General features: G+C 63.5%; 12 protein-coding genes. 5 read left to right on the top strand and 7 right to left on the bottom strand.

All coding sequences use genetic code 11. From position 1 onward, the window contains the following. Positions 1-151 precede the first annotated feature (151 nt). Together IPF76_RS17865 and IPF76_RS17860 are read left to right on the top strand one after the other, a co-directional pair. The gene (locus tag IPF76_RS17865; protein ID WP_293846754.1) at positions 152-850 is read left to right on the top strand and encodes a helix-turn-helix domain-containing protein; all 699 of its coding nucleotides are present in this window, start codon (positions 152-154) and stop codon (positions 848-850) included. Positions 851-1,014: 164 nt separating this feature from the next. Continuing rightward, entirely contained in the window at positions 1,015-1,953 is a 939-nt protein-coding gene (locus tag IPF76_RS17860) for an alpha/beta hydrolase-fold protein (protein ID WP_293846752.1), read from the top strand. Positions 1,954-1,965: 12 nt separating this feature from the next. On the opposite strand, the gene phoB is transcribed toward IPF76_RS17860, so the two are convergent. The 6 genes from phoB to IPF76_RS17830 all read right to left on the bottom strand — a co-directional run bounded on the left by phoB (position 1,966) and on the right by IPF76_RS17830 (position 8,112). Next, the gene (gene phoB / locus IPF76_RS17855; RefSeq protein ID WP_293846750.1) at positions 1,966-2,664 is read right to left on the bottom strand and encodes a phosphate regulon transcriptional regulator PhoB; all 699 of its coding nucleotides are present in this window, start codon (positions 2,662-2,664) and stop codon (positions 1,966-1,968) included. Next, complete coding sequence (gene phoU, locus IPF76_RS17850; protein WP_088441636.1) at positions 2,664-3,383, bottom strand: phosphate signaling complex protein PhoU; 720 nt, start codon at positions 3,381-3,383, stop codon at positions 2,664-2,666. Before phoU ends, phoB begins: the two co-directional genes overlap by 1 nt. 28 nt (positions 3,384-3,411) lie before the next feature. Next, complete coding sequence (gene pstB / locus IPF76_RS17845; protein WP_293846748.1) at positions 3,412-4,194, bottom strand: phosphate ABC transporter ATP-binding protein PstB; 783 nt, start codon at positions 4,192-4,194, stop codon at positions 3,412-3,414. A 2-nt stretch (positions 4,195-4,196) separates the two neighbouring features. After that, the gene (gene pstA / locus IPF76_RS17840) at positions 4,197-5,453 is read right to left on the bottom strand and encodes a phosphate ABC transporter permease PstA (RefSeq protein WP_293846746.1); all 1,257 of its coding nucleotides are present in this window, start codon (positions 5,451-5,453) and stop codon (positions 4,197-4,199) included. Continuing rightward, positions 5,446-6,822, bottom strand: coding sequence for a phosphate ABC transporter permease subunit PstC (gene pstC, locus IPF76_RS17835; protein ID WP_293846744.1), 1,377 nt, complete (start codon positions 6,820-6,822; stop codon positions 5,446-5,448). The genes pstA and pstC overlap by 8 nt, the downstream gene beginning before the upstream one ends. A 228-nt stretch (positions 6,823-7,050) precedes the next feature. Next, entirely contained in the window at positions 7,051-8,112 is a 1,062-nt protein-coding gene (locus tag IPF76_RS17830; RefSeq protein WP_293846742.1) for a substrate-binding domain-containing protein, read from the bottom strand. Positions 8,113-8,604: 492 nt separating this feature from the next. Here IPF76_RS17830 and IPF76_RS17825 point away from each other — a divergent pair, with 492 nt between their 5' ends. Continuing rightward, entirely contained in the window at positions 8,605-9,675 is a 1,071-nt protein-coding gene (locus tag IPF76_RS17825; RefSeq protein ID WP_293846740.1) for a histidine kinase dimerization/phosphoacceptor domain -containing protein, read from the top strand. Positions 9,676-9,795: 120 nt separating this feature from the next. Next, positions 9,796-10,347 (top strand): hypothetical protein, encoded by a 552-nt coding sequence (locus IPF76_RS17820; protein WP_293846738.1) that lies wholly within the window; start codon positions 9,796-9,798, stop codon positions 10,345-10,347. 33 nt (positions 10,348-10,380) lie between these two features. On the opposite strand, the gene uvrA is transcribed toward IPF76_RS17820, so the two are convergent. Further along, complete coding sequence (uvrA, locus tag IPF76_RS17815) at positions 10,381-13,272, bottom strand: excinuclease ABC subunit UvrA (RefSeq protein ID WP_293846737.1); 2,892 nt, start codon at positions 13,270-13,272, stop codon at positions 10,381-10,383. Positions 13,273-13,515: 243 nt separating this feature from the next. Here uvrA and IPF76_RS17810 point away from each other — a divergent pair, with 243 nt between their 5' ends. Next, positions 13,516-15,594, top strand: a complete 2,079-nt coding sequence (locus IPF76_RS17810) for a M13 family metallopeptidase (RefSeq protein ID WP_293846735.1) — start codon at positions 13,516-13,518, stop codon at positions 15,592-15,594.

Genomic DNA, 15,594 nt, shown 5'->3' with positions numbered 1-15,594 from the left:
GTTCAGGGTGACGAGTTAAGACACGTCCACTTCTGACCGTTGCCTGCCTCCGCCCCGCTCCCTGGGGCAAAATCACAATATTTCATAGCGGGCTTCGTCTTTCGCTGCCCTCGCTAACCTTCTTTTAACGGGCGAGCGCCAACAATCGCCTATGCCTGTTTTTGGACATTTTCTTCCATCGTCGTCCAGCACTGACCAACGTCAGGACGCGCGCCGAAAACTCAGTCTGCTTGCCAAGGGCTTGCAGCATGATGGCACCGGCGTCGAGGTACAGATCCACAATATCTCGGGGACAGGCCTGCTGTTCGAAAGTGACATCAAGCTGGCGGCCTGTGACAGGATCGAAATCGAGCTTCCGCATGCGGGCGACATAACGGCGGTCGTCATTTGGGCCAGCGGACGGCTTTTTGGTTGCCAGTTCGAAGGCCCTGTTTCGCCGGCAACGCTGAGTGCCGTGGAACTCAAGAGCGCCGTTGCCCCGGCGCCCGAACTACCGCAAGCCATCGCCCCGGCACCCGGCATCGACGAAGCTCGCGCTGCACCGGTGATCGACGAAGGCTTTGGCGGCCGCTTGCAGCGGTTCCGCACCAAGGCCGGGCTCAACCAGGGCGAAGTCGCCAAACGCATGGGCGTCAGCGCGCCGTCGGTCTCAAGCTGGGAAAAGGGGCGGGCGCGCCCCACGCGTGGCCGCATGGCCAAACTTGCTGCCATCCTCGGTGTCCCGACCGCTGACCTGCTCGACGATACTGCGCCCGAGGGATTCCAGGAACTGGTCGATCGCAGCCGCGAACAGATCGCGCGCGCTGCCGGCGTCAGCGCCGACAGGGTGCGGATCATAGTCGAATATTAACCTGGAATTCGGGCCGCACGCGAGCAATCAACTCTAGCCGGCACCGAACCGATACAGAAATTCCCTTCCTTCAATGCGCTGAAAGATTATGGAGCCTCCACCAAATCGCGGCGCGGCGCGGTGATTGGGTCGCAAGTGTCCGATTGTCCTTACGGAGCATAAGATTGATCAGAGGGCTTTTGTTCGGCGCCTTGGCCAGCCTGCTGCTGGCGAGCTGTTCCGATGCTGCCAGCAGGCAGTCAGCGGCTTCCAACAAATCCTTCGCTTCCGTCCAGCGCGGCGAGGGACTGCCTTACGAAGTCGCCGGCACCGAGGTCTGGAATGTCGCCGATCCTGTTTCCGGTCGTGTGTATCAGGTGTTCGTCGCGCTGCCGCCATCCTATGGCGAGCATCCCCAGCGCCGATACCCGGTCCTCTATGTCACCGATGCCGATTATGCCTTTCCGCTGATCAAGCAGATCGCCCGGCGGCTTAACGTCGAGCGGCCGACCGTCGAAGAGTTTATATTGATTGGCCTCTCTTACGCGAAGGGAGAGGGCGGAATGCAAAGCCGGCGGCGCGATTATACGCCGACACCGAACGGACCCAGCACCGCGCCCGCCGGCGCGGTACACGGACAGGCAGCCGCTTACGCCGCTTATATCCGCGACCAGGTTTTGCCCTTTGTGGCCGATCGTTACCGGACCGATGAACGCCGGCGGCTTTTCCTTGGCCACTCCTATGGGGCACTTCTGGGCAGCGAGATTTTATTCAGCGATCCGCGGCTTTTCGACGGCTATATCCTCGGCAGCTCGTCCTTCTGGTACGATCGCCATCATATGGCGGCCCGGGAAAAGGCTTATGCCGCAAAGCACGACGACCTGCCGGCGCGCATTTATATGTATATCGGCGAATATGAGGAAATGCGACCGGGCGACCCGCGCTATGCCAAAGACGTCAATATGGTGACGGATACCAGGAACATGGATCGCGCCTTGCGGTCGCGCAATTATCCGTCGCTGCGCATGGAAGTGGAGGTGTTGAACGATGAAGACCATTTCACCGTCGCGCCGCGCGGCATTACGCGCGGCCTCAAATATCTGCTCCCCGCTCCAGCAAAATGACGCCCGATCGGGTCAGCCGCTCTTCCCCGAATCCAGCGCATAGCCCGCCGACCGCACCGTGCGGATAATATCCGTCGTCCCCGGCAGGTTGATCGCCTTGCGCAGACGTCGGATATGCACATCGACCGTCCTGAGTTCGATGTCGCTGTCCTGGCCCCACACGCTGTCGAGCAACTGGCCGCGCGAAAAGACGCGGCCCGGATGTTCCATGAAATGGCGCAACAGGCGGAATTCGGTTGGCCCCATCGCGACCGTCTGGCCGTTGCGGATGACCTTGTGCGCCACCGAGTCCAGCTCGATGTCGGCATAGGTTAGCAATTCACCCGCCAGCGCGGGGCGTAGGCGGCGGAGCACTGCCGACACGCGCGCGACCAGTTCGCGCGGGCTGAACGGTTTGGTGACATAATCGTCGGCGCCGGTTTCCAGCCCGCGGATGCGGTCTTCTTCCTCGCCGCGCGCCGTCAGCATGATGATCGGGACATTCGCCGATTTGGGATTGCGGCGCAGGCGGCGGCACACCTCGATGCCAGGCAGGCTTTCAATCATCCAGTCGAGCAGGACGATGTCGGGGACGCGCTCCTCGACCAGCACCAGCGCCTGTTCGCCGTCGGGCGTTTGCCGGACCGAAAAGCCCTCGCGTGCGAAATGCCAGACGATGAGTTCGGCGATTGCCTCGTCATCCTCGATCAGCAGCAGGTCGGGTTGCGGCATCAGCCTTGCTCCTGCTCCGCGGCGCCATCTTCGGGTTGCTCGCCGCGCTCGCGTTCCTCCATATGTTCGCCGGTGACGACATAATAGACCATCTCGGCGATGTTGGTCGCATGGTCGCCCATGCGCTCGAGGTTCTTGGCGACGAAGAGCAGGTGCGCGCTTTCCGAAATATATTTCGGATTCTCCATCATGAAGGTGACGAGCGTGCGAAAGATGCTGTTGTAGAAATCATCGACATTCTTGTCGCGGACGGTCACCCGCACCGCGAGTTCGGCGTCGCGCGCGGCAAAGCTGTCGAGCGCGTCGTGGATCAGCTCGGCGACGATCGACGACATCGACATCAGCAGCGGGATCGCCTCAATCGATCGCGTCTGATCCATCAGCGCGACGCGCTTGGCGATATTCTTCGCATAATCGCCGATGCGTTCGACGACCGAGACGATTTTCAGCGCCGCGATCATTTCGCGCAAATCGTCGGCCATCGGCGCCCGGAGGGCAATCGTCTGCACCGCCAGCTGCTCGACTTCGCTTTCCAGCGCGTCGATCTTCTTGTCGTCGCGCACGACCTGCGCCGCGAGGTCGAGGTCGCCCTTGTGGAGCGCGGTCATCGCCTGGAGCAGCGCCTGTTCGGCGCGGCCGCCCATTTCGCTGATCAGCCCGCGCAGGCGGTTGAGGTCTTCGTCGAAAGCCTTGACGGTGTGATCGTTGACTACTGCCATCTACTTCGTCCTTGTTCGGTCGCTGGGCTCAGCCGTAGCGGCCGGTGATATAGTCTTTGGTGCGGTCCTGCTTCGGGTTGGTGAAGATGTCGGTGGTCTTGCCATATTCGACCAGCGTCCCGAGGTGGAAAAAGGCGGTGCGCTGCGACACGCGGGCCGCCTGCTGCATGTTGTGCGTGACGATCACGATCGCGAATTTGCCGCGCAGTTCGTGGATCAGCTCTTCGATCTTCGCCGTCGCGATCGGGTCGAGCGCCGAGCAGGGCTCGTCCATCAGGATCACTTCGGGATCGACCGCAATCGCGCGCGCGATGCATAGGCGCTGCTGCTGCCCGCCCGACAGCGCGGTGCCGCTTTCGAGCAGGCGGTCCTTGACCTCGTCCCAAAGCCCGGCACGCACCAGCGCGCGCTCGACGATGACATCCAGGTCAGGCTTTGACGGCGCGAGTCCGTGGATACGCGGGCCGTAGCCGACGTTGTCATAGATCGACTTGGGGAAGGGGTTCGGTTTCTGGAACACCATGCCGACGCGCGCGCGCAGCTGCACGACGTCCATCGACGGCGCGTAAATGTCCTCGCCATCGAGTTCGATCCGGCCGGTCACCTTGGCGCTCGCGACGGTGTCGTTCATCCGGTTCAGCGAGCGCAGGAAGGTCGACTTGCCGCAGCCCGACGGGCCGATGAACGCGGTGACCAGGTCGGTGCCGACGTCGATCGACACATTGTTGATCGCCTGTTTGTCGCCGTAAAAGACGTCGACTCCCTGCGCGCGCATCTTGGGATCGGTGATGGTTAGATCGTCTTGGGTCATGGTCACCAGCGTTGTTCGAATTTGTTGCGAAGATAGATCGCAAAGGCGTTCATCGACAGCAGCACGACAAGCAGCACGATGATCGCGGCGGAGGTTTTCTCGACAAAGCCCCGGTCGACTTCGTCCGACCAGAGAAAGATCTGCATCGGCAGCACGGTGGAAGGCGAACAGATACCGCCCGGGACGTCGCCGATAAAGGCGCGCATGCCGATCAGCAGCAGCGGCGCGGTCTCGCCCAGCGCGCGCGCCATTCCGATGATCGTGCCGGTCAGGATGCCGGGCAGGGCGAGCGGCAAGACATGGTGGAACACCACCTGCACCGGGCTCGCGCCGACGCCCAGCGCCGCATCGCGGATCGACGGCGGCACCGATTTGATCGCATTGCGGCTGGCGATCACGATCACCGGCATCGTCATCAGCGCCAGCGTCAGCCCGCCGACGAGCGGGCTCGCCTGGCAGATCCCGAACCAGTTGATGAACACCGCGAGCGCGAGCAGGCCAAAGATGATCGACGGCACCGCAGCCAGATTGTTGATCGACACCTCGATCAGGTCGGTCCAGCGGTTCTTCGCCGCATATTCTTCCAGATACAGCGCCGCGAGCACCCCGGTCGGGAACGCGATCAGGAAGGCGATGAAGATCGTCAGCACCGACCCTTTCAGCGCCCCCCAGATTCCCGCCACCGCGGGATCGGTCGCATCGGCATTCTTGAAGAACGGCCAGTGGATGCCCGTCGACAGCTTGCCGTCCTGCTCCAGCGCCGCGACCTGCGCCCCCAGCGCGCCCGCCGCGCCGTCCTTCGCCGCCATGTCGACCGCGCTCGCGGTCGGCAGTTCGAACACCGTGTTGCCGTCCAGCAATTCGGGGTCGTCCTTGATCGCGCTGCGCACTTCTTTCCACGCGTTCTCGGAAATCAGCTCGGACCCGCCGTCGCCCAGCGCCTCGTCGGCGGCAAAGGCGACGATGTCGGCCAGCCCGGCGCTCGCGATCACCTGATCGGCGTCGGCATCGCTCAGCCGCGCCTTGTCGATCGTCAGCGGCATCGCCTTGAAATCGATCGGCACCGCGACATTGGTATAGGTAAAGCCGCGCGCGCCATTGCCGACCATCACGAACAGCAGGAACGCCAGGAACGCACCCGACAACAGCACCGCGCCCAGCCCGATCAGCCGGAAGCGGCGTTCGGCGGCGTAGCGGCCCGCGATGCGTTTCTGCATCGCCGCGCCTTTCCAGTCGGTGGGATTGGTGGGCTTATTCATAAGCTTCGCGATACTTCTTCACGATCCGCAGCGCGGCGATGTTGAGCAGCAGGGTGACGACGAACAGCACCAGCCCCAGCGCAAAGGCGGCGAGCGTCTTGGCGCTGTCGAATTCCTGGTCGCCGGTCAGCAGTTTGACGATCTGCGCGGTCACCGTGGTGACGCTGGCAAAGGGGTTGGCGGTCAGGTTCGCCGACAGGCCGGCGGCCATCACCACGATCATCGTCTCGCCGATCGCGCGGCTGACCGCGAGCAATATGCCGCCCATCACGCCGGGCAAGGCGGCGGGGATCAGCACCTGGCGGATCGTCTCGTTCGGGGTCGCGCCCAGCGCCAGCGATCCGTCGCGCATCGCCTGCGGCACCGCGTTGATGCTGTCGTCGGCCATCGATGACACGAACGGGATGATCATCACCCCCATCACGATGCCCGCCGCCAGCGCGCTTTCGGTCGATGCGTTGGGAATGCCCAGCATCACCGCAAATTCGCGCAAGGCTGGGGCGACGGTCAGCGCGGCGAAATAGCCGTACACGACGGTCGGCACCCCGGCCAAAATCTCCAGGATCGGCTTGACCCAGCGGCGCACGACCGGCGCGGCATATTGGGTCAGGTACACCGCGGTCATCATGCCAATGGGAATGGCGACAATCATCGCGATGATCGCACCGATCAGCACCGTGCCCCAGAACAGCGGAATGCCGCCGAAGGTATCGTCGACCGGCGCCCCGCTCTGCGGCGCCCAGTTGGTCCCGAACAACAGCTCCATCGGCGATACCAGCTGGAAGAAGCGGATCGATTCGAACAAGAGCGACAGCACGATGCCAAAGGTGGTCAGGATTGCGACGAGCGACGCGAGCAGCAGGAACGCCATGACGATCCGCTCGACCCGCGTCCGCGCGCGGAAATCGGGTTTGATCCGCGTGAAGGCGTACAGCCCACCCGCCAGCGCCAGCGCCAGCATCGCCGCGATGCCGATCCACGCATATTGATGCGCCGCGTCGGCATAGGGCTGGACCAGCGGCGCCGCGGCGGGCAGCCGCACGCGCTCCTGCTGCCCCAGCGCGACGCTGCGCGCGTCGGACAGTATCGCGCCGCGCTCGAAACCAAAGGCGGGCAGGGATTGCGCCGCGTCGCTTGCCAGGACCTGATTGGTGATCAGGCCTGGCGACACCGACGACCACACTGCCAGAAACAGCGCGGCGGGTGCGAACAGCCACAGCGCGACGTACCAGCCATGATATTGCGGGCGCGAATGGAGCTTGGTCCCCGCGCGCCCCGCCAACAGGTTCGACCGCTGCCGACCGGCAATCCAGCCGATCAGCGCGAGGCCGGCGATCAACAGCAACAGGGCGGCGGCGTTGAAGGTCACTTGGTCCTCGGTAATGGGGCCAACTTACAATTCGTTCGCCCTGAGCTTGTCGAAGGGCCGTTCTTGCCTTGAAGAAAGGAAGGACAGTGCTTCGACAAGCTCAGCGCGAACGGATGATGGGTACGGCGAACGCGGGTAGGCGGGTAGGCGGGTAGGCGGGTAGGCGGGTCCAAAAACCGGTGACCGGCGCAGATCGGAACCCGCCCCGGTCACCAGCGGGGGGGAAACTTACTTCAGCACCGAACCGTCGAGCACCGTCATGCCGGCGCCGTTCGCCGCCGCGGTCGCGGCGATGTCCTTCGGCGACACGATCAAGCCCTTGGCGTTGAGATAGCCGCCTTCGCCCGCGCCCTTCAGGAACTCGGCGACATATTCGGCCAGCCCCGGGACGACGCCGACATGCGCCTTCTTGATATAGATGAACAGCGGACGCGAACCCGGATAGCTGCCGTCGGCGATCGCGGCATAGGTCGGCGAAACGCCCTGTACCGGGACGGCCTTGATCTTGTCCTTGTTCGCATCGAGATACGAAAAACCAAAGATGCCCAGGCTGGTCGGGTTCTTGTCGAGCTTCGAGATGATGAGATGATCATTCTCGCCCTGCTCGACATAGAAGGGCGCACCGCGCAGCGCGGTACAGGTCGCTTCGTGCTTGTCCTTGTCGCTGTCCTTCAGCGCCTTCATCTCGGGATTCGCATCGCAACCGCGGCCCAGGATCAGCTCCTTGAACGCGTCATAGGTACCGCTGGTCGACGGCGGGCCGAACACCGAAATGGCGACGGCGGGCAGCGCCGGGTTGACGTCTTTCCACGTCTTGGCGGTGTTGGGCTTGCCATAGGGGTTGGCGGCCAGCGCCTTGTACACATCTTCTTCGGTCAGCTTGAAGCCGGGGCCGCGCGTCGCTTCGCCCAGCGCGATGCCGTCGATGCCGATCTGGACTTCGACGATGTCCTTCACGCCATTCTTGGCGCAGGTGTCGAATTCCTTCTTTTTGATCCGGCGCGATGCGTTGGCGATGTCGGGGGTGTCGCCGCCGACGCCCGAACAGAAGCGTTCAAAGCCGCCACCGGTGCCGGTGCTGTCGATCTTCGGCGTCTTGTTGCCCGTCGCTTCGGCGAACTTTTCACCGACCGCGGTGGCAAAGGGATAGACGGTCGAGGAACCGACCGCGCTGATATAATCGCGCGCGCCGCCACCCGACGAAGCCTGATCCTGACAGGCGGAAAGCGCCAGCGCGCACACGGCGGCGCCAACGACGCCAAGGGTGCGGGGCGCGAATTTCTGAGCCATGGAAAATCCTGTTGATGGGGGTCGTTACCGAACCAAGCCGCCACCCCCGCGGCGACTCGCTGAGCGCCATTTGGGGGTTTTGTGTGACGTGTTTGTGACAGGGAGTGTCATGGAAGTGTCATGATTACCCAGGAGGCGTAGAGACGCGAGCCCCGCCACTCTTAATCTAGAAAGATACAGGCTAAATTTTTCATATCTTGGGATACCCGATTTCTGCAAGCTTCATTCCCCGGGCTTCAATTGCCTTGGAATCCCGTTCGCCTGCAGATTCACGAAGGACACCGGCGCGTAAGGCTGAACTTTACTGAACTGTGGCTCATCCTGCCGCAACGTGGGCTGCGCCCCGCCGATTTCATACGCGTGCCGCCGCGCCGTCATGCTATCCTGTGCGATCAGGGGCGACCGTCGGCGATAAGGCCGACTCGATGCCCGGCGACAGGTTGCCGACAAGGCCGCGTTCCGCGGTCCGGGCTGACCGGGAAGGCGCGCCGCATGGCTGCCCCACCACATCCGATCAATCTCGGCCGCACCCTTGGGTTGGCGGTCGTCCTCGCGTCCGACGCGCCGCTGCTGCTACTCGACGAGAAGCTGGCGGTCGTCGCGGCGAGCGACAGTTTCTGCGCCGCGTTCGGCATCGACCCCAACACCGTCACCGGTATGCGGTTGTACGACCTCGACCATCATCACTGGGACCTGCCGCGGCTCCATTCGCTGATCGATGCAACCTTGTCGGGCCATGCCGAGGTCGAAGCCTATGAGATGGAGATCGACACCAGCGCCGGGGCGACGCGCTGCGTCGTCGTAAAAGCGCAGCGGCTCGACTATGGCGATAGCGAGCAGGCGCGGATGCTGGTCACCGTCATCGACGTCACCGACGTGCGCGCCAGCGAAAAGCGACAGAAAAGCCTGGTCCTCGACAATGCGGCGCTGCTCCACGAAATGCAGCACCGCGTCGCCAACAGCTTGCAGATCATCGCCAGCATCCTAATGCAAAGCGCACGCAAGGTGCAGTCGAAAGAGGCGCGCGGCCATCTGAGCGACGCCCATCAACGCGTGATGTCGATCGCGACCCTGCAACGCCACCTCGCGCATTCGGACGGCGGGCAGGTTGAGCTTGAACCCTATCTGGCGCAGCTGTGCGCCAGTATTGGCGCATCGATGATCTATGACCGCGAGCAGCTGACGCTGACCACCGCGGTCGATCCGGTGTCGGTCGGCGGCGACATGTCGGTCAGCATCGGGCTGGTCGTCACCGAACTGGTGATCAATGCGCTGAAGCATGCTTTCCCCGAAGGGCGCCAGGGCCATGTCATCGTCGGCTACGCGGCAAAGGGCGATGACTGGACGCTGTCGGTAAGCGACGACGGCGTTGGCATCCCCGAAACCGGCGACGACTCGCAGGCCGGCCTCGGCACCCGCATCGTCCAGGCGCTCGCCAAACAGCTCGGCGCCGAAATCACTGTTACCGACAAGGCGCCGGGAACGCGGGTGTCGCTGGTCCACACCAAGGCGATAGCACGCGAAGTTGCGGCGAACGACCCGGCGGAGGAAACGGCGGTCTAGGGCAAACCTCGCCACCCGCTTGCGGGATGGAGCGGGGGAGGGCATGTGTCCCGACACGGGGAAGGCGAAAGACCTTCCCCAAACCCTTCGCTGCAGGGAGGGGCTTGAGCCGGGGGGCCTATGAGCGGGTTTGAATTCATCTTTTCGCTGTTCGGGCTGATCCTCGGCCTCGCGCTGGCCGAAGGGCTCGGCGGGCTGGCGCGCGCGCTCAAGGCCAGCCACCGCGTCCGCATCGGCTGGCCGACCGCGCTGCTCGGGCTGTTCGTGTCGTGCGACGTCGTCACCTTCTGGATGTACGGCTGGGCCGTGCGCGACGCGCTGCCGCTGAACTGGCCGGTACTGTTCTGCGGCTTCATCGTCACCGCCATCTATTATGTCGCCGCATCGCTCGTCTTCCCCGACGATCCGGAAGGATGGGGCGATCTCAACGCCCATTTCGACCAGCACCGGCGCAAGGTGATCGGCGGCGTGTTTCTGTCCAATGTCGCTTTGATGGCCGTCGTCATCTGGCTTGACGGATTGCCCGCCCCGACCAGCATACGCGCCTTCATCATCGCCTGGTCCTTCTTCCCCGTCGCGCTGCTGGCGATCGCGGTAAAAGACCGGCGCGCTGTGATGGGCTGCCTCGTGTGGCTGATCGCGCTCTACCCGCTGTCGGCGGTGTGGCATTGAGGAGTCCCCCGCCCGCAAGCGGGGGGGGGGGATTTATGTCATCATCGGTGCCAGATACTGTCCGGTGAAACTCCGCGGGTTCTTCGCGACCTGTTCGGGCGTTCCGCTCGCGACGATCTCGCCGCCCTTGACCCCGCCTTCGGGGCCGAGGTCGAGGATGTAATCGGCGGTCTTGATGACATCCAGATTATGCTCGATCACGATCACGCTATTGCCCTGCTCGACCAGCGCCTGCAGCACTTCGAGTAGCTTGCGGACATCTTCGAAATGCAGCCCGGTGGTCGGCTCGTCGAGGATATACAGCGTCTGCCCGGTCGAGCGCCGCGACAGTTCCTTGGCCAGCTTGACGCGCTGCGCCTCGCCGCCTGACAGTGTCGTCGCCTGCTGCCCGACCTTGATATAGCCCAGCCCGACGCGCACCAGCATCGCCATCTTCTCGCGGATCGACGGCACCGCCTTGAAGAACTCGGTCGCATCCTCGACCGTCATGTCGAGCACGTCGGCGATGCTGTGGCCCTTGAACTTCACCTCGAGCGTTTCGCGGTTGTAGCGTTTGCCGTGGCACGTCTCGCACGTCACATAGACGTCGGGCAGGAAGTGCATCTCGATCTTGATCAGCCCGTCGCCGGTGCAGGTCTCGCAGCGCCCGCCCTTGACGTTGAAGCTAAACCGCCCCGGCTTGTACCCGCGCGCCTGGCTTTCGGGCAGCCCCGCGAACCAGTCGCGGATGATCGTGAAGGCGCCAGTGTAGGTCGCGGGGTTGCTGCGCGGGGTGCGGCCGATCGGCGATTGGTCGATGTCGATCACCTTGTCGCAATGCTCCAGCCCCTTCAGGCTGTCGTGCGGCCCCGCGATCATCCGTGCGCCGTTGAGCACGCGCGCCGCGCTGGCATAGAGCGTATCGATGATCAGGCTCGACTTGCCGCTGCCCGACAGGCCGGTGACGCAGGTGAAGGTGCCGAGCGGGATCTTGGCGGTGACATTGTTGAGGTTGTTGGCACGTGCGCCCTTGAGCACGAGGTCGAAACCATTGCCCTTGCGGCGATGCTTGGGAATCTCGATGCGTTTGGTGCCATTGAGATAGGCGGCGGTCAGGCTCTTGTCGCTTTTCAGCACTTCCTCAAGCGTCCCCTCGGCGACGATCTCGCCGCCGTGCTCGCCGGCGCCGGGCCCCATGTCGACGATGTAGTCGGCGTGGCGGATGGCATCCTCGTCGTGCTCGACGACGATCACCGTGTTGCCGAGGTCGCGCAGGCGTTTGAGCGTCGCAAGCAGCCGGTCGTTGTCGCGCTGGTGGAGCCCTATGCTCGGTTCGTCGAGGACGTAGAGCACGCCCGAGAGGCCCGAACCGATTTGCGAGGCGAGGCGGATGCGCTGGCTCTCGCCGCCGCTGAGCGTCCCGCTCGTGCGGTTGAGGTTGAGGTAATCGAGCCCGACATTGTTGAGGAAGCCGAGCCGTTCGTTGATCTCTTTCAGGATCGCCTTGGCGATCTGGCGCTGGGTGTCGTTCAGCTTCTCTTCGAGCGTCCCGAACCACGCGAGAGCATCGGCGACGCTGCGCTGCGCCGACATGCTGATGTCCTCACCCGCGATCTTCACCGCCAGCGGTTCGGGGCGCAGCCGCGCCCCGTGGCACGTCTCGCACGGCTGCGGAGTCTGGTACTTGCTCAATTCCTCGCGCATCCACGCGCTTTCGGTCTGGAGCAGGCGGCGGTTAAGGTTACCGATGACGCCCTCGAACGCCTTGTGCGTCGTGTAGCTGCGGCGTCCGTCCTTGAAGGTCAGCTCCACCGGCTTGCCACCGCTGCCATAGAGGATCACCAGCTGCACTTCGCCGGGCAGGTCCTGCCACGGCGTCGTCAGCTCGAAACCATAGGCTTTGCCGAGGCTTTCGAGCACCTGCATATAATAAGGCGAGGGTGGGTTCGATTTCGCCCACGGCACGACCGCGCCTTTCTTCAGGCTCAACGCATGGTTGGGGACGACGAGGTCGGGGTCGAATTCCTGCCGCTCGCCGAGGCCATCGCACGCGGGACAGGCGCCCTGCGGGGCGTTGAAGCTGAACAGCCGCGGTTCGATCTCGGCGATCGTGAAGCCGCTGACCGGACAAGCGAATTTCTCGGAGAAGATCAGGCGGTTTGCGGGGATGCCCGCGCCCTTCATCGCGCCGCCGCTATCCTCTTCCGCGCGCCCCGGAACCGGACCATCGGCGAGATCGACATAGGCCAGCCCCTCGGCCAGCTTCAGCGCAGTCTCGAAACTGTCGGCGAGCCGCGTACCAAGCCCTTCGCGCACCGCTATGCGATCGACAACAACCTCGATGTCATGCTTGTATTTCTTGTCGAGCGCCGGCGCCTCGCCGATCTCGTAAAACTCGCCGTCGATGCGGACGCGCGTGAAGCCGTCCTTCTGCCACTGCGCGAGCTCTTTCTTATACTCGCCCTTGCGCCCGCGCACGACGGGGGCGAGCAGATAGGCGCGCGTGCCTTCGGGCAATTGCATCACCCGGTCGACCATCTGGCTGACCGTCTGCGCCGAAATCGGCTCGCCGGTGGCGGGCGAATAGGGGATGCCGACGCGCGCCCACAGCAGGCGCATATAGTCATAGATTTCGGTCACCGTCGCGACGGTCGAGCGCGGATTGCGCGACGTTGTCTTCTGCTCGATGCTGATCGCCGGTGACAAGCCGTCGATATGTTCGACATCGGGTTTCTGCATCATCTCAAGGAACTGGCGAGCATAGGCGCTGAGCGATTCCACGTACCGCCGCTGCCCCTCGGCATAGATGGTATCGAACGCGAGGCTCGATTTGCCCGAACCCGACAGACCGGTGATGACAACCAGCGCGTCACGCGGCAGGTCGACGTTGACGCCCTTAAGGTTGTGCTCGCGCGCACCGCGCACGGAAATATGGGTCAGACTCATGGGAGATGCATGTTCCAGATTTGTTCTTGAGGCGCAAGTGCGGTTTTGCGCGGTTGGGCCCTAGATAGGGTGGCCAGAGCCGCGCCGCAATGCGAGACGCGGCGGGCACCCTTTCCACCAACATACCGGGCGCTTCGACCAAGCGTCGGATGGCTCGCTTGACCGCTTGGCGTCACAGGGGGACAAGTCGAACATGCCTTCGCCCCGTTGGGGCGTTGCGGGGAACATCAGGGAGACTGGGGAATGACCAAATTTTTTGGAGCCGCTGCGAGCCTTGCGATTGCTGCGATGTTGGTTGGCGCACCAGCGCTGGCAAGTGAAACGGGGCGAGTTGCTTTGCTGACCGCGGCTGGCGACGAGGTCGCGTCGGGCGCCGAGACGGAATCGCTGAAAGCGCTGACCTTTGGCAAATGGGGCGTCGACCTGGCCGCGCGCGACACGACGGTGAAGCCCGGCGACGATTTCGACAAGCACGCCAATGGCGGCTGGTTCGCGCGCACCGAGATTCCGTCGGATCAGGCGTCGGCGGGGGTCGATTACGATGTCTATAACCTGACCCAGCGGCAGCTGCGCGCGGTTGTTGCCGGGGCGTCGGCAACGAGTCAGGTCGGTGGGCTGTATCAAAGTTTCATGGACGAAGCACGGGTCGAGGCGCTCGGCGTCAAGCCGCTGCTCGCCGACATTACTGCCGTCGCCGCGATCGAGGACAAAGCCGACATGGCGCGCTTCATGGGCAGCACGCAGGGCACGTTCGGCGCGTCGATAGTCAGCGGCGGGCCTTATGCCGACACCTCCGACCCGACGGTCAATGTGCTGTGGTTGGGACAGGCGGGACTTGGCCTGCCTGAGCGCGATTATTATCTCAGCGATAGCTTCAAACCGCAGCGCGATGCGTACCGCGCCTATATTGCGCGGACGATGAAGATGGTCGGAGATGCCCACCCCGAAAAGGCGGCCGACGCGGTGCTGGCGTTCGAGACCGAGATTGCGAAGGTCAGCTGGGCGATCGCCGACCGCCGTGATATCGGCAAAATCAACAATCCGATGTCGTCGGACGAGCTCGCTGCCTATGCACCCGGGCTCGACTGGGCCGCATGGTTCGCCGGCGCCGGAATTGCGCCGCAGAAGCGCATCATCGTCAATGAGAAAACCGCGGTACGCGATATCGCGGCGCTTTATGCCAGAACTCCGCTCGGCACGATCAAGCTGTGGCAGCAGTTCCACGTCGCCGACAATGCGGCGCCCTATCTGTCCAAGCCGTTCGTCGACAGCCGGTTCGAATATTCGAAGGCGCTGAGCGGCGTGTCCGAACTGCGCCCGCGGTGGAAGCGCGGGCTGACATTGGTCGATGGCAGCCTCGGCGAACTGGTCGGTGAGACTTACTCGAAGCAATATTTCCCGGCGAGCGCGAAGGCGAAGATGGAGGTGCTGGTCACCAACCTCAAGCTCGCGATGGGCGACCGCATTCGCGCCAACAGCTGGATGGCGCCAGCGACCAAGGACGCGGCGCTGGCGAAGCTCGCGAAAATGGATGTGATGGTCGGCTATCCCGACAAATGGCGCGACTATGCGGCGCTGAAAATCGATCCCGCCGACCTTTACGGCAATGTGAAGCGCAGCTCGGCGTTCGAATATGCCTATGCTCTGGGTGACCTGAACAAGCCGGTCGATCGCAAGAAATGGGCGATGAACCCGCAGGAAGTGAACGCCTATAATGGCGGGCTGGAGAACAAGATCGTTTTCCCGGCGGGCATTTTACAGGCGCCCTATTTCAGCGAAAGCGTCGATGATGCGGTCAATTACGGCGCGATCGGCGCGGTGATCGGCCATGAGATCACCCACGGCTTCGACGATCAGGGCCGCAAGATCGATGCCGAAGGCGCGGTGCGCGACTGGTGGACGCCCGAGGACGCAGCGCGTTTCGACGCGCAGGCCAAAGCGTTCGGCGCGCAATATGCGACCTATGAAGCCGCTCCCGGCGCGTTCATCAATCCCGACCTGACGATGGGTGAGAATATCGCCGATCTGGCGGGGTTGGAGGTCGCTTATGACGCCTATCTTCGGTCGCTGGGCGGCAAGCCTGCCCCGGTGCTCGACGGACTGACCGGCGATCAGCGCTTTTTCCTGGCGTTCGCGCAAGCATGGCGAACGAAGCAGCGCGAGGATGCGGTTAAGCAGCAGGTAGCGAGCGATCCGCACAGCCCAGCGCGCTGGCGTATCATTGGGCCGGTGCGTAACGTCGATGCGTGGTACAAGGCGTTCAGCGTGCAGGCGGGCGCGAAATATTATCTGAAGCCTGAGGATCGCACCAAAATCTGGTAA

The sequence above is a fragment of the Sphingopyxis sp. genome (assembly GCF_016704835.1).
Taxonomy (GTDB): domain Bacteria; phylum Pseudomonadota; class Alphaproteobacteria; order Sphingomonadales; family Sphingomonadaceae; genus Sphingopyxis.
The sequence above is the reverse complement of the archived record's forward strand: the minus strand, read 5'-3'. Positions and strand labels throughout refer to the sequence as shown.